The sequence below is a fragment of the Streptomyces sp. NPDC127595 genome (assembly GCF_042671685.1).
Lineage (GTDB): Bacteria > Actinomycetota > Actinomycetes > Streptomycetales > Streptomycetaceae > Streptomyces.
The window spans coordinates 54,820-69,003 of sequence record NZ_JBHXWK010000016.1; the positions used below are offsets into that span (position 1 = coordinate 54,820).

Consider the following 14,184-nt stretch of genomic DNA (forward strand, 5'->3'; position numbering starts at 1 on the left):
CGCCCGCTCGCTGTCGAGCGATTAACAAGCGTCCTTCGCCGAGGTTCGTGTCGTCCCCTGACCGCCTCACACCTCCCGTGCCACGAGCTCCACTTCGAACCCGTCCACGTTCTCCAGATAGGCGGCACAGTGATCCACCCCGCCCGCATAGGGGTGCCGGTCCGGGAACAGCAGCGACCAGCCGTACTCCGGTGCCTCGGCGACCAGCGCGTCGAGGGCGGCACGGTTCGAGACGTGGAAGGCGAGGTGATTGAGGCCGGGGCGGAGGCGGTCATGGTGGTCGGCGGTCAGCGCGGGTGACTGCTCGACCACCAGGTAGGTCTCGCCAAAGCACCAGCTCCGACCGTCCGTCCAGTCCTGGTAGGCGGCGTATCCGAGTCGTTCCAGCAGCCATCCCCACGGCCGCACGGCTCGTCGGAGGTCCGGCACCCACAGTTCGACGTGATGCAGCATGTCGGGCTCCTCACCCTTCCGGCTGGTGCGCGGGGATCAGTTCGCGGGAGGCGGCGCGCGGCGAGGGGAAGCAGGCGTCCGCGCGGGCGAGTTCCGCCGGCCGGTGGGTGGTCGTCACCGCGTACACCGTGCAGCCGGCGGCGAGGCCCGCCTCGACGCCCGCGGGTGAGTCCTCAACGACCACGCAGCGGGCCGGGGCGACGGCAAGACGGCGGCGGCGGTCAGGTAGCCCTCCGGCGATGGCTTGCCCGCACGGACGTCCTCGGCGCAGATCCGTACGTCGGGCACGGGCAGCCCGGTTCGGGCGAGGCGCGCCGCGGTGGGCTGCGCGCGGCTGGAGGTGACGACCGCCCAGCGGTGCGGCGGCAGGGACCGTAACAGCGCCGCGGCACCGTCGAAGGCCCGGAAGCCGGGTTCCTCGGCGGCCATCAGCCGGTCCAGGACCAGGTGTTCCCCGGCGGGATCCAGCTCCGGGGCCAGCAGGCGGAGGATGTCCGTGCGGCAGCGGCCCTGCGTGGCCTGCCAGACCTCCTCGGGGTCCGGACCGTGCAGCCGGGCCCAGGCGCGCCACACCCGCCCATGCGCCGCCGCGGTGTCAATCAGTACGCCGTCCATGCCGAAGGGGACGGCAGCCACCGCATCGTCTTCCAACTCCCCTCCCCCTCGCCGCAGTTACCGCTTCCCCGCGGGCGGCCGACAGTGTCATGATCTATGGTTCGAGCGACCCTACGGGCTGAGAGACTGCTGCGATGGCTGACCGTTCGTTCAGTGACCTCTCACTGGCCGCCCTGTACGACACCCTCAATCCATGGGGGCCCGGTGACGACTTCTATCTGGACCTCGCGCTGTCCGCGCGGTCCGTGCTCGACGTCGGTTGCGGGACGGGGCAGTTGCTCGGGCGGGCCCGCGAGGCCGGCCACGAAGGACGGCTCTGCGGGCTCGATCCCGCCGCGGCGATGCTGGTGCAGGCGCGGCGACGATCCGGCGTCGAGTGGGTGCTCGGGGATCTCGCCGCGACGCGGTGGGAGCGGGAGTTCGACCTCGTCGTGATGACCGGCCACGCGTTTCAAGTGCTGCTGGGTGATGAGCAGTTACGCGGCGCCCTGGCCGCGGTTCACCAATCCCTCTCCCCCGACGGCCGGTTCGTCTTCGAGACCCGCAACCCCGCCGCCCGCGCCTGGGAGAGGTGGACTCCCGAGCACGTGCGCGAGGTGACGGACGCCCACGGCGATGTCGTACGGGTCTGGCCGGACGTGGAGACACCCGTCGGCGGGGACCGTGTCACGTTCACCGAGACCTTCGTCCACCCGAGGTGGGAGCGGCCGCGGGTCAGTCGCAGCACACTGCGGTTCCTGGGCCCGGACGCGCTCGACGGGTTCCTCACCGAGGCGGGGTTCGCCGTGCACGAGCGGTTCGGGGACTGGCGGCGGGGGCCGTTCACCCCCGCCGCCCCGGAGATCATCACCGTGGCCCGCCCCGCCGGGCCGTGATCCTCAGTTCTTCGCGATCTCGTCCTCCAGCGCCGCCAGCGCCGGGTCCAGGATGATGTCCTCCGCGCGGGCCTCGATCGTCGGGTCCTCGGGGAAGTGACAGGCCGTCAAATGGCCCTCGGCGTTCCCCGAAAGGCGGACCAGCGGAGGCTCCTCCTGCGCGCACTTGTCCTGCGCCTTCCAGCAGCGGGTGCGGAAGCGGCAGCCCGAGGGCGGCGAGATGGGCGAAGGCACATCGCCCTGAAGGCGGATGCGCTCCTTCTTCTCGGCGTCGATGTCGGCGTCGGGGACGGCCGACATCAGCGCATGGGTGTACGGGTGGCGCGGGCCGGTGTACAGCGACGTACGGTCGGCGATCTCCACGATCTTGCCGAGGTACATCACCGCGACGCGCTGTGAGAAGTGCCGGACGATCGCCAGGTCGTGGGCGATGAAGACGAACGCGATGCCCATCTCCCGCTGGACCTCCTGGAGCAGGTTCACGACCTGCGCCTGGATCGAGACGTCCAGCGCGGACACCGGCTCGTCCGCCACGATCAGCTTGGGAGACAGCGCCAACGCCCTTGCCACGCCGATACGTTGCCGCTGCCCGCCGGAGAACTCGTGCGGGAAACGGTTGTAGTGCTCGGGGTTGAGACCGACCGTCTCCAGGAGCTCCCGTACCCGGGCCTCGCGCCCGCCGGGCGGCTGGACGCCGTTGATCTCCATCGGGGCGGAGATGATTTTGCCGACCGTCTGGCGGGGGTTCAGCGAGGCGTACGGATCCTGGAAGATCATCTGGATCTCGGAGCGGATCGGGCGCAGCTGCCGCCGGGTGGAGCGGCTGATGTCCTTTCCGCGGTACGAGATCGTGCCGTCCGTCGGCTCCAGAAGCCGGGTCAGCAGCCGTCCCGTCGTGGACTTGCCGCAGCCCGACTCGCCCACCAGGCCCAGGCTTTCGCCGGGGAACACGTCGAAGGAGACCCCGTCCACGGCCTGGACAGCGCCGACCGTGCGCTTGATCGGGAAACCTCCCTTGACCGGGAAGTGCTTCTTCAGATCGGTGACACGCAGCAGCGGTTCCCGTGTCTCGTCCCGCTGCCCGGGGATCGCGTCGGTCACGACCGCGGTTTTCTCGTCGCTCACAGTCAGTCCCCTCAGCCCAGCCTGGGCCGAATCGTGTCGATGAAGATGTGGCTCTTTTGATCCGGTGTCAGATGGCAGGCCGAGCCACGCCCCACCGGCAGTTCGGGCCGTACGTCCACACAGCGGTCGGAGCCCTCGACCTCACCCGTGAAGGTGCACCGCGGATGGAACGGGCACCCCGAGGGCGGGTTCAGCAGCGACGGGGGCGCGCCCGGAATGGGGATCAGCGGTTCGTCGACATCCGCCGTGAGGCGCGGCATGGATCCCAACAGCCCCCAGGTGTAAGGGTGTTGCGGAGCCTTGAGCACCTCGCGGACCGTGCCGCGCTCGACCGCCCGGCCCGCGTACATCACGAGCAGGTCGTCCGCCATGTTCGCGACCACCCCGAGATCGTGGGTGATCATGATGATGGCGGATCCGAACTCCTGCTGGAGGTCTTTCAGCAGGTCCAGGATCTGCGCCTGGACCGTCACGTCGAGGGCCGTGGTCGGCTCGTCGGCGATCAGCAGATCCGGGTTGCAGACCAGGGACATCGCGATCATCACACGCTGGCGCATACCGCCGGAGAACTGGTGCGGGTAGTCGTCCACACGCTCCTTGGCGTGCGGGATGCCGACCTTCGTCAGCATCTCGATCGCCCGCTCCTTCGCCTCCTTCTTGGAGGCCCCGGTGTGCTTGCGGAACGGCTCACCGATCTGCCGCCCGACCGAGTGGTACGGCGACAGCGCGGTCAGCGCGTCCTGGAAGATCATCGCCATCTTGTTGCCGCGGAGCTTCTCCAGCTCGCTCTCCGTGGCGGTGGTCAGCTCCTTGCCGTCGAGGACGATCTCGCCCTCGATGGTGGTGTTCACCGGGCTGTGCAGGCCCAGGATGGTCAGGTTGGTGACGGACTTCCCGGACCCGGACTCACCGACGATGCCGAGGGTCGTACCGCGCTCCAGATCGAAGGAGAGACCGTCGACCGCCTTGACGTCGCCGTCCTCCGTGGAGAACCGGACGTGCAGGTCGCGGACCGAGAGAAACGCGTCGGATCCGGTGGGAGCCGGCGCGTCCTCCGGCTTGGTGAGAGTGGTCACTGCGGTTTCTCCCGGTACTACGAAGCAGGACGACGAGCAGGACTGCGGCACAGCTACTGCGGGGTTACTCACTGCGGAGCTTTCCAACTACGGGACTACGCCAGTCGTACCCGCGGATCGACCACCGCGTACAGGGCATCGACGATGACGTTCAGTACAAGGATGAACGCGGCGCTGACGAGCATCACGCCCATCAGCTTCGGCAGGTCCTTGCCGACCACCGAGTCCACCGCGAGCCGGCCGACGCCCGCGAGACCGAAGGTGAACTCGGTGACGATGGCGCCGCCGAGCAGTGCGGAGAGGTCCATGCCGAGGATGGTGAGGATGGGGATGAGCGAGCCGCGCCAGGCGTACCGGAAGAAGACGTATCTGCCGGACATGCCCTTCGCGCGGGCCGCGCGCACATGCTCCTCCTGGAGCTGCTCGATCATCGTCGAGCGTGCCATACGCGTGTAGTTGGCGGTGAAGATCACGGACATCACGAGCCAGGGGATCAGCAGGCCCATGAACCAGCCCCATGGATTCTCGGTCAGCGGCACGTACTTGGGCTTGTCCAGCCAGCCCGTGCTGTAGACGAAGATGCCGAGGACGATCGGGCCGAGGAAGTAGATCTGGAACGAGCTGAGGACCAGCGAGAGGCCGCTGGCACCCTTGTCCAGCCAGGTCCCCCGGTAGCGGGCGGCGACCATGCCGGTGCCGAGGCCGACGATGAGGAAGACGACCAGGCCGCCGACCGTGAGCGACAGCGTCAGCGGGAAGCGGTCCATGATCGTGTCCCAGACCATCTGCTGGTCACGGAAGGAGATGCCGAAGCAGGGGGCCGGGCAGTGACCCACGGCGAAGTCCCGCCCGACGAAGATGCCGGAGAGGAACTTCCAGTACTGCACGGGCAACGGCTCGTCCATGCCCAGGTTCTTGTGGATGATCGCCAGCGCGTCCGGGGTGCAGTTCTTGGCGCACGAGAGCAACGCCGGGTCCTGGGGAATGGCGTAGTACATGAGGAACGTGACGACGCTGATCAGCAGAAGGATGAGCATCGCGCCGAACGTCCGGCGAAGGATGAATCGAAGCATGGCGGAACGCTGCTCTCGGGACGGCTACGGCCAGGGACGGACAGGAGCACCATGGGGCGCACTCGGCTGAGTGCGCCCCCGGGACCGTGATCAGCTCTTGAGGAAGACCCGGGTCGGGTCGGTGTAGCTGGTCACTGTGGAGTAGCGCAGGCCACCCACGTTCGAGCCGGCGATCTGGAACACCTTGGTGTAGTAGATCGGCGCGGCCGGGTTGACCTTCTCGCTGATGTACTGGTTGAGGGCGTTCCAGGCCTTGGTGGCCTCCGTGGCGTCCGTGATCTTCTGAATGCGGACGATCTCGGAGTTCACGTGGTCGTCGTTGATGTGCGCGTAGTTCGACGAACCGTCCTGGATCTGCGTGCCGTCGTACAGCGGCGGGAAGACCGTGCTGGCGGACGGCCAGTCCTGGCCCCAGCCGGTCATGTAGAGGTCGAGACCGTTGTCGACCTTGCCGACCTGCTCGTACCAGGTGGCGGAGTCGATCTCCTTCTTCTGGACGTCCAGGCCGATCTTCGTGAGGGCGTCCTCGATGAGGATGGCCTGCTGCTGACGGACCGGGGTGTTGGAGTAGGCGTAGACGATCTTCTGACCGTCGGCGCCGGCCTCTTCGATCAGCTTCTTGGCCGCGTCGATGTCACCGTTGGGCTTCTTGGCGCGGTTGAAGGGGTCGTACGCCTTGTCGTAACCCGGAGTGGTCGGCGACATCAGGCTGTTGGCGACCTCACCGCCGTAGCTACCGCCGTCGGCCCGGTAGATCGAGGTGGCCGGCAGGGCCAGGGTGATCGCGTCGCGGATCTTCTTGTCCTTGACGCGGTCCAGGTTGAAGTTCAACTGCCAGACGTAGGGCGCGTAGCCCTGGACCGTGCGCTTCATCGCAGCGGCGTCGGACACGACCTTCTGCACCTGCGTCGTGGCGACCTGACCGGTCATCATGATCGCGTTCTGGGCGTCACCGCGGTCGGCGAGGATCGTCTTGGTCTGGTCCTCGTCGTCGTGGTTGACCTCGATGTTGAAGCCGTCGACGTACTGGTGGCGCATCGCGTCCGTGTCGGCGTCCCAGTTGGTGTTCTTGACCAGCGTCACGCTCTTGCCGGGCTTGAACTCCGAGATCTTGTACGGGCCGACGGCGACCGGGTCGGTGTCGTACTTCTCCTTCGTGTCCGTCTTCTCGGGAACGATGGAGTAGCCGGCCATGGCCAGCGCCTGCGGCAGGTCGGGCTGCGGGGTCTTGAACTTGAAGACGATGGTCTTGGAGTCGGGCGTGGCGAGCACGGAGTCCGGCAGGTGCTTGCCCTTGAACGGACCCTCGTACGCGTCACGGTAGGCGGTGCCGGAGCCCGACAGCCACTGCTGGACGTAGGTCGGACCATCCGTGATGAACGGGTCGTAGAGCCGCTCGATGGTGTGCCTGATGTCGGCCGAGTCGATCACATGACCGGTCTCGTCCTTGACGCCGTCCTTGAGCGTGAACGTCCAGGTCTTGCCGCCGTCGGAGATCTTGCCCGGGTCGGTGGCGAGGTCGCCGACGACGGTGAGGCCGCCCTTGTCGTCCTCCTTGTACGTGGTCAGACCCCGGTAGATCAGCTTGGAGAGCAGGCCGCCGTCACTGACGTAGATCTGGGCAGGATCCAGGTGCGAGAAGTCGGTCTCCTGATAGACCTGTATGGTGCCGCCGGGCTTGGCCCCCGGGACCTCCTCGGCGGGACCCGTGGAGTCTGCGACGGTGCCGACCTTCACGGCCGCGGACTGCGCGGCGGCGTCTTCCTTCTTCTTGCTGCCGTCGGTGTTGCTGCCGCTGTCACTGCTGCTGCAGCCGGCCAGCGCTAGGGCGCCGACCGCGACCGCGGCGAATGCGGTCCGCCCTCTGCGGGAACTGAGGATGCTCATGGAGTTGAGTCCACCTGCCTGTGAGTAGTGATCACTGGTGCTGCCTGCAGTGCACGGCCCCGTCGCCGGCTCCCGGGTGGCAGCGGCCCTCGCTGGTATCAGCGGCCCGTCTTGGGATCGAAGGCATCCCGGACGGAGTCCCCGAGGAGGTTGAACGCCACGACGAAGACGACCATGGCGACACCCGGGAAGAACATGTAGACGGGGTCCTGTTCGTAGATGTCCGACCCAATGGCGAACATCCGGCCCCAGTCAGGGGTCGGCTCGGTGTAACCGACGCCGACGAAGGAGAGAAACGCGACCGACAGAATGGTGCTGGGCAGCATGTACGTGCCCTGCACCAGGATCGGTGTGACGAGGTTGGGCAGCAGTTCCTTGCGGATGATCCGCCACGGGGAGGCGCCGGCGACCTTCGCGGCCTCGACGAACTCACGCTCACGCAGCGAGAGGGTGACCGCCCGGATCAGCCGGGAGAGCCCCATCCAGCCGAGGAACCACAGCACGCCGACGATGGCGAGCGTGCGGATGTAGGTGGGCGTCTCCTCGTCGGGAGCGACGAACACCACCGTGATCACGGGCATGGACGCGATCATGAAGAGCTGGCTGGGGAAGGCCAGCAGGAAGTCCGTGAGCCGGCCGAGCCAGTAGTCGACCTTGCCGCCGAAGTACCCGCCGACCAGCCCGATGACGATGCCCATGATCACCATGGCGACCGTCGCCGCGAGCGCCGTGTAGAGCGAGGTGCGCATGCCGTACAGGAGCTGCATGAACACATCGCGCCCCAGGGTCGGTTCGATCCCGAACCAGTACTCCGACGTGATGCCGCCGTTGGGACCCGCGGGCATGTTGAAGTCGTTCAGGAGCGTGGGGTCTTCCTGCCCGTAGAGCGTGTACGGGTTCTTGCCGTACAGCTTCGAGATCAGCGGAGCGAGGGCGGCGATCAGGAAGAAGAAGAGCACGATGTACGCGGAGACCACACCGGTGCGGTCACGCTTGAACCGGCGCCACATCAGCTGGCCGGGCGATCGGCCCGCCATCTTCTCCGGCTGCTCGGAACGTTTCGGCCCGGCCTTCTCGTCGACCTCGGTGGAGGCCTCCGCGCCCTGGATCTCGATCGGACTGGTCATGGTTCGTCCATTTCATGGGTACGCCGAGTCCGCGGGCCACCACAGGGTGTGGGCGGCCACGGATCGGACCATGTGAATCAGGAGAGACGTATGCCTAGTGGTCGCTGGGCGCCAGGGCGCGGCGGGCGACAACTCGCAGGTGAACACGCGTAGTTGGCATCTTGTGTCTCCTCATGACTCAACCGGTGCACGGACAGGAGGGGTTCTCGCCTGACCTCCGACACCCCTGACGGAGGATCAAGCACCCCACTGTGCTCGTGAGTCGACGCTGCCCCCGGCAGCGCATGACCCATTGACCCGAGCGTTACGCGGCTAACTATCTGACATGAGCCAGATACCGACCACTGCCTTTAGGTCTCGGTTCCATCACAGCTGACACGTACATCTTCCAAAATCTGGACAAAATGATCTGCGGGAGAAGCCCGCGAAACGGACTTGTTACATATGTATCGGGCGGGACGAACCGCATTTCGGACACGACGCGACGGGAAAACCAGTTGCAGACACCATCCGGGACGGCTAGATCTTTCGCAGCAGAAAGCCCGGGTTCCCCCATCATGGGGGAACCCGGGCTCAGTTGCCGGTGACTCGGTCCTGCCGAGCGGCCGGATCAGTCGTGACGGACGGCCGGTTCAGCCGTACCGGACAAGCCTGATCAGCCGTGCTTGGCGCGGCTCGCGGCGCGGCCGCGCTCGCGGGCATCCAGGTTGACCTTGCGGATGCGAACGGCTTCCGGGGTCACCTCGACGCACTCGTCGTCGCGGCAGAACTCGAGCGACTGCTCCAGCGAGAGCTTGCGCGGCGGGACGATCGCCTCGAAGGAGTCGGCCGCGGCGGACCGCATGTTGGTGAGCTTCTTCTCCTTGGTGATGTTCACGTCCATGTCGTCGGCGCGCGAGTTCTCGCCGACGATCATGCCCTCGTACACCTCGGTGCCGGGGTCGGTGAAGAGCACACCGCGCTCCTGGAGGTTCGTCATCGCAAACGCGGTGACGGCGCCGGCGCGGTCGGCGACCAGCGAGCCGTTGTTACGGGTCGTGAGCACACCGAACCAGGGCTCGTGGCCCTCGTGGATCGAGTGCGCGATACCCGTGCCGCGGGTGCCGGTGAGGAACTCGGTCCGGAAGCCGATGAGACCGCGGGACGGCACGACGAACTCCAGCCGGACCCAGCCCGAGCCGTGGTTCGACATGTTGTCCATCCGGCCCTTGCGGACGCCCATGAGCTGCGTGACCGCGCCCATGTGCTCCTCGGGGACGTCGATCGTCATGCGCTCGACCGGCTCGTGGACCTTGCCGTCGATGACCTGGGTGACGACCTGCGGCTTGCCGATGGTCAGCTCGAAGCCCTCGCGGCGCATCTGCTCGACCAGGATGGCGAGCGCGAGCTCACCACGGCCCTGGACCTCCCAGGCGTCCGGGCGCTCGGTGTCGAGCACGCGGAGCGAGACGTTACCGATCAGCTCGCGGTCCAGCCGGTCCTTGACCTGGCGGGCGGTGACCTTGCGGTCCTTGACGGCGGCCTTCGCGGAGGCGCCCTTGCCGGTGCCGCCACGGCCGACCAGCGGCGAGGTGTTCGTACCGATGGTCATCGAGATCGCCGGCTCGTCGACCGTGATCAGCGGCAGCGCGATCGGGTTCTCGGGGTCGGCGAGCGTCTCACCGATCATGATGTCCGGGATACCGGCCACGGCACAGATGTCACCGGGGCCCGCCATCTCGGCCGGCTTGCGGGTGAGCGCCTCGGTCATCAGCAGCTCGGTGATGCGCACGTTGGACATCGTGCCGTCGCGCTTGATCCACGTGACGGTCTGGCCCTTGCGCAGCTCGCCCTGCTCGACGCGGAGCAGCGCGATACGGCCGAGGAAGTTGTCGGCGTCCAGGTTGGTGACGTGCGCCTGGAGCGGGGCCTCCTCGTCGAACTCGGGGGCCGGGACGTGCGACAGGATCGTGGAGAAGAAGGGCTCCAGGCTGTCGCTGTCGGCCGGGACGGTGCCGTTCTCCGGCTTTGTCAGCGAGGCGACACCGTCACGCGCGCACGCGTAGACGATGGGGAACTCGATCTGCTCCTCGTCCGCGTCCAGGTCCAGGAAGAGGTCGTAGGTCTCGTTGACGACCTCGTCGATCCGGGAGTCCGGGCGGTCCGTCTTGTTGATGCACAGGATGACCGGCAGACGCTGCTGGAGCGCCTTGCGCAGCACGAAGCGGGTCTGCGGCAGCGGACCCTCGGAGGCGTCGACCAGCAGGACGACCGCGTCCACCATCGACAGACCGCGCTCGACCTCACCACCGAAGTCGGCGTGGCCGGGGGTGTCGATGATGTTGATGGTGATGACGTCGCCGCCATCCTTCGGGTGGTACTTCACGGCCGTGTTCTTGGCCAGGATCGTGATGCCCTTCTCACGCTCCAGGTCATTCGAGTCCATCATGCGGTCGTCGAGCGACTCGGCGGCGTGCGCGGCGAAGGCACCGGCCTGCTTGAGCATGGCGTCGACCAGAGTGGTCTTGCCATGGTCGACGTGGGCGACGATGGCAACGTTGCGGATGTCGTGGCGCGTGGCCATATTGAGGCGCTTCTCCCGGAGTGAGTGGACGGCCTCCGCAGCGCGGGGCCTGCCGGGCTGAACACGCCACGGCCTTACCCCATCGTACGTGGCCCTGACACCCGCGGCCTCCGCGGGCCTGTGCGCGCGGGTGCCGGGACGGCGTTCCCGGGCTTGTGGTCAGGCGGTCTTCGCGGCGGGGGAATCGGCGGGGCAGAGCTTCAGGGCGGCGATGCGCGTGGCGGCCTCCGGCGTGCCGAGGTCTCCGTCCTCGACGGGATCACCACAGCTCAGGAACCCCTGGCCGACCCGGTCCCAGGTCAGCACATGACCCCCGACCGGCTCGGTGTCGCCGGCACCCGCGCAGTTGTAGGTGAAGTCGGCCTCGACCAGGTCGACGTACGTCCACGCGTAGTAGGACCCCTGAAGGTTCCCCGCGTGCAACTCGTAGTACATCCCGGTTTCCTCCGGAACAGCCCCCTCCGAGGGATCCGCGAGGGGTTCCGTCGTCCCGAGGTGCCGCCCCAGCGCCTTGATGGCGTCCGCCGCGCGGACCCCGGGCGCCGTGAATGTCATGCGGGGTTCGTAGTGGACGCCGTTGATCGAGTCGATCGGCACGGAGACGGAGTCCGCCTTCCTCTTCAGCGTGATCGGCTCGGACAGCCCGGTCAGTTTCTGCTCGCGTTCGATACCGGACCAGGCGTACGCGCACGACGCCGCGTCGGCCTTCACGTTCCCGCCGCTCGTGCAGCCCGTGCCAACGACAAACAGTGCCACCACGGTGAAACCCGCGGCGGTGTTCCTGAGAGTGTGCCCGCGCATGATCGTCCCCCGGTGTCCCCCCGCGGCCGGTGGTGATCACCGGCCGTCGGGGACACTCTGCCCAGCCGGGTCCCGCCCGGCACTCGGCTTGAGGATGATCTGAGCGAAGAGGATCTGAGCAAGCAGGATCCGAGCGAGGAGGATCCGGAGCAAGGGGACTACTTGTCCTTCTTCTCCGCCCCCGGTGACTTCTCCGGGCCCTGCGCGCCCTTCCGCAGGAAGCCCATGTCTTCGTAGACGGGGGTCTGGAAGCCGAAGGCGCCGGTGTTCGCGAGGTTGGTGCGGGCGGCTGTCAGCTGGGGGCGCTGGTAGAGGGGAATCGATCCGGCGGCTGCCCAGATGCGGGCGTCGGCCTTGCGGACCAGGGAGCGGCCCTCTTCCTCGTCGAGTGTGGCGATGGCCTGGTCGAAGAGCTGGTCGACCTGGTCGGTGCCGACGCGGGTGTAGTTCTGCTCGACGGTGAGGGAGCCGTCGGCGGCCGGGACGGGCTTGGAGTAGATGGGGCGGGCGTCGGTGGCCGGGTAGGCGGAGGCGGGCCAGGAGTACAGCGCCAGGTCGTACTCGCCGGACGCGATGTGGTCCTTGAAGTAGCTGTCGTCGGGGACCCGGTTCATCTCCGTACGGATTCCGACGCGCTCCAGCATCCGCGAGATGCGGTCGGCGACGGCGCGCAGCGACTCCGAGCCGGGGCCCGAGGGGACCACGAAGCGCAGGGTGAGCGGCTTGCCGTCCTTGGCGAGCGCACCGGCCGCGGCACCCGCCGGGGCGGCCGTGCCCTTGGGGGCGTACGCGCCGGGCGCACCTCCCTGTTTGGCCTCCTTCGCCTCCTTGCCCCCGTACTGCTTGCCGTCAAGGTGCTTGCCGGCCTGCTCGTCCGCGTACTGCCCCGACTGCTTCCTGGAGTGGTCCTTGGGGTCCTTCTTCTTCTCCCGGTCGGCCTCGGCGGGCTTGTTGTCCTCGCCGACGATGTACGTCCCGTCGTCGGAACCTTCCTCGGAGTCCGCCTGCTCGCCCTCGGGCCCGGCCGCCTTCTCCGTCTTCTTCTGCTCCTTGACCGGGCCGCCGGGCACCCATCCGGCGTCCGCGAGCAGTGCCCGTGCCTCCGCGGTGTCCTGGCCGCCGAGGGCGCCGCTGTTGTCGGCGTACGCCTGCTGGCCGGAGAGCGCGAGGTGGCTGCCGACCGGTACGGCGGGCAGGCCGAGCGGTTCGAGGACCAGCTTGGCGAGTTCCTCGCGGTCGAGGGCGCGGGCCACGGCGCGGCGGACGCGTTCGTCGGCGAGGGGGCCCTCGGAGCCGTTGAGGGCGAGCTGGGTGTAGGCGGGTTCCAGGGACTTGCGGACCACGAACCCGCGCAGGGCGGACTGCTGGTCGGCGTACTCCGCGAGCGCCTCGCGGCGCTTCTCGCGGGCGCTGATCTCCTCGCCGGCGGCCTCCTCGTCGGAGCCGTGCGCCCGGGCCCAGGAGCGCAGCGCCTTCTCGGGCGTGAGCGCGGCGCCGGGACCCTGGAGGGGCGTGCTGCCCTTGTCACGGGCGGCAAGGGTGATCCGCTCGGCCTCGGAGGGGTCGATCTCGGCCAGGTCGAGTTTGCCGGCGGCGAGGGCGGCGGCCCGCTCGTCGCGGGGGACGGCGCTCAGCACGATCTCGGAGAGCTTGGTGGGCCGGCCCCACCAGCGCGGGTTGCGGACAAGGGTGACCTTGTCGTTCTCGTGGTCGACCTTCTTCAGCGCGAAGGGTCCCGCGGTGACCTTCAGCTTGCGGCGCGCGCCGTCGTTGAAGGTGTCAGGGGTGCCCATGACGTCCTTCGGGTACAGCGGCGAGAACAGCGACTTCCAGTCGGCGTACGGGCGGCTGAAGGTGACCTTGACCTCGAGGTCGTTGGCGCCGCGCTCGATCTTCTCGATGCGGTCGTAACCGGCGTTGCGGGCCGTCCAGTACGCGGTGTCCTTGCCGGACAGGGCACGCCATTGGGCGGCGAAGTCGGCGGCGCCGATCTCGCGGCCGTCGCTCCAGACCGCCTGCTGGTTGAGCTTGTAGAGCACGACCTGCTTGGGCTCGCGGTCGGCGACCTTCGCGGACTCCAGGAAGTCGGGGTTGGCCTGCGGCCGCCCGTTCGGGTCGAGCCGGAACATCGACGGCAGTACGGCGCCTGCAACCCTCGATGTCGCGGCGTCGGCGTCCGCCTGGAACGTGTTGAGCGTCTCCGGTACGGCGTCCACGGCCCAGCGCACTGTGCCGCCGTCGGCGATCAGGTCGCGGGTCGCGGGCGCGATGTCCTGCGGGGCGACCGGCTTGCCCGCCTGGTCCTCCGCACTGCACGCGGTGAGAAGGGGTACCGCGAGCGCACCTGCGGTGAGAAACGCGACCGAGCGCATCACCGCGCGCAGTCCGACGCCGTCGTGGGACATCACTGCAACCTCCGGGGGACGCTCTACTGTCGGCTTCTGATCACGTTTGGCGGTATATGGAGCTGATCAGATGTATGCGCCCACTGAAGGGGAGGGGGACGGGGCGGGGGCGGCGACACGGCGGTGGGAGCGCGGAAGCCCACCCGTGCGGCGCAACGAGCCCGGGGGCGGGACTGGGCTTGGG

The 14,184-nt window shown here is 68.0% G+C and carries 11 protein-coding genes; 1 reads left to right on the forward strand and 10 read right to left on the reverse strand.

Features of this window, described 5'->3' with window-relative positions:
• Positions 1-66: 66 nt before the first annotated feature.
• Both ACFVKT_RS36250 and ACFVKT_RS36255 read right to left on the reverse strand, forming a co-directional pair.
• Positions 67-453 carry a VOC family protein gene (locus tag ACFVKT_RS36250; protein ID WP_385739827.1) on the reverse strand — a complete coding sequence of 129 codons (387 nt, stop codon included), beginning with the start codon at positions 451-453 and terminating at the stop codon, positions 67-69.
• 114 nt (positions 454-567) lie between these two features.
• The gene (locus ACFVKT_RS36255) at positions 568-1,104 is read right to left on the reverse strand and encodes an HAD family hydrolase (protein ID WP_385739830.1); all 537 of its coding nucleotides are present in this window, start codon (positions 1,102-1,104) and stop codon (positions 568-570) included.
• A 98-nt stretch (positions 1,105-1,202) separates the two neighbouring features.
• On the opposite strand from ACFVKT_RS36255, the gene ACFVKT_RS36260 reads away from it, so the two are divergent.
• A complete protein-coding gene (locus tag ACFVKT_RS36260; protein WP_385739833.1) occupies positions 1,203-1,943 on the forward strand; it encodes a class I SAM-dependent methyltransferase in 741 nt (246 codons plus the stop codon).
• A gap of 3 nt (positions 1,944-1,946) precedes the next feature.
• On the opposite strand, the gene ACFVKT_RS36265 is transcribed toward ACFVKT_RS36260, so the two are convergent.
• From ACFVKT_RS36265 to ACFVKT_RS36300, 8 genes are all read right to left on the reverse strand, one after another.
• Entirely contained in the window at positions 1,947-3,068 is a 1,122-nt protein-coding gene (locus ACFVKT_RS36265) for an ABC transporter ATP-binding protein (RefSeq protein WP_385739836.1), read from the reverse strand.
• Between the two features lie 11 nt (positions 3,069-3,079).
• On the reverse strand, positions 3,080-4,144 hold the full coding sequence (locus ACFVKT_RS36270; protein WP_385739839.1) for an ABC transporter ATP-binding protein: 1,065 nt from the start codon (positions 4,142-4,144) through the stop codon (positions 3,080-3,082).
• Positions 4,145-4,239: 95 nt separating this feature from the next.
• A complete protein-coding gene (locus ACFVKT_RS36275; RefSeq protein WP_385739842.1) occupies positions 4,240-5,217 on the reverse strand; it encodes an ABC transporter permease in 978 nt (325 codons plus the stop codon).
• A 90-nt stretch (positions 5,218-5,307) separates the two neighbouring features.
• Positions 5,308-7,104, reverse strand: coding sequence for an ABC transporter substrate-binding protein (locus tag ACFVKT_RS36280; RefSeq protein WP_385739845.1), 1,797 nt, complete (start codon positions 7,102-7,104; stop codon positions 5,308-5,310).
• 98 nt (positions 7,105-7,202) lie between these two features.
• Positions 7,203-8,231, reverse strand: coding sequence for an ABC transporter permease (locus tag ACFVKT_RS36285; protein WP_385739848.1), 1,029 nt, complete (start codon positions 8,229-8,231; stop codon positions 7,203-7,205).
• A 655-nt stretch (positions 8,232-8,886) separates the two neighbouring features.
• Positions 8,887-10,794 carry a translational GTPase TypA gene (gene typA / locus ACFVKT_RS36290; RefSeq protein WP_385739851.1) on the reverse strand — a complete coding sequence of 636 codons (1,908 nt, stop codon included), beginning with the start codon at positions 10,792-10,794 and terminating at the stop codon, positions 8,887-8,889.
• Positions 10,795-10,953: 159 nt separating this feature from the next.
• Complete coding sequence (locus ACFVKT_RS36295; protein WP_385739854.1) at positions 10,954-11,595, reverse strand: hypothetical protein; 642 nt, start codon at positions 11,593-11,595, stop codon at positions 10,954-10,956.
• Positions 11,596-11,753: 158 nt separating this feature from the next.
• A complete protein-coding gene (locus tag ACFVKT_RS36300; protein WP_385739857.1) occupies positions 11,754-14,000 on the reverse strand; it encodes an ABC transporter family substrate-binding protein in 2,247 nt (748 codons plus the stop codon).
• Positions 14,001-14,184: the final 184 nt, after the last annotated feature.

Coding starts and splice junctions, on each gene's coding strand:
- ACFVKT_RS36295 (WP_385739854.1), bottom strand. CDS start 11,595: ATGCGCGGGCACACTCTCAGGAACACCGCCGCGGGTTTCACCGTGGTG.
- ACFVKT_RS36260 (WP_385739833.1), top strand. CDS start 1,203: ATGGCTGACCGTTCGTTCAGTGACCTCTCACTGGCCGCCCTGTACGAC.
- ACFVKT_RS36250 (WP_385739827.1), bottom strand. CDS start 453: ATGCTGCATCACGTCGAACTGTGGGTGCCGGACCTCCGACGAGCCGTG.
- typA (WP_385739851.1), bottom strand. CDS start 10,794: ATGGCCACGCGCCACGACATCCGCAACGTTGCCATCGTCGCCCACGTC.
- ACFVKT_RS36275 (WP_385739842.1), bottom strand. CDS start 5,217: ATGCTTCGATTCATCCTTCGCCGGACGTTCGGCGCGATGCTCATCCTT.
- ACFVKT_RS36285 (WP_385739848.1), bottom strand. CDS start 8,231: ATGACCAGTCCGATCGAGATCCAGGGCGCGGAGGCCTCCACCGAGGTC.
- ACFVKT_RS36300 (WP_385739857.1), bottom strand. CDS start 14,000: ATGTCCCACGACGGCGTCGGACTGCGCGCGGTGATGCGCTCGGTCGCG.
- ACFVKT_RS36280 (WP_385739845.1), bottom strand. CDS start 7,104: ATGAGCATCCTCAGTTCCCGCAGAGGGCGGACCGCATTCGCCGCGGTC.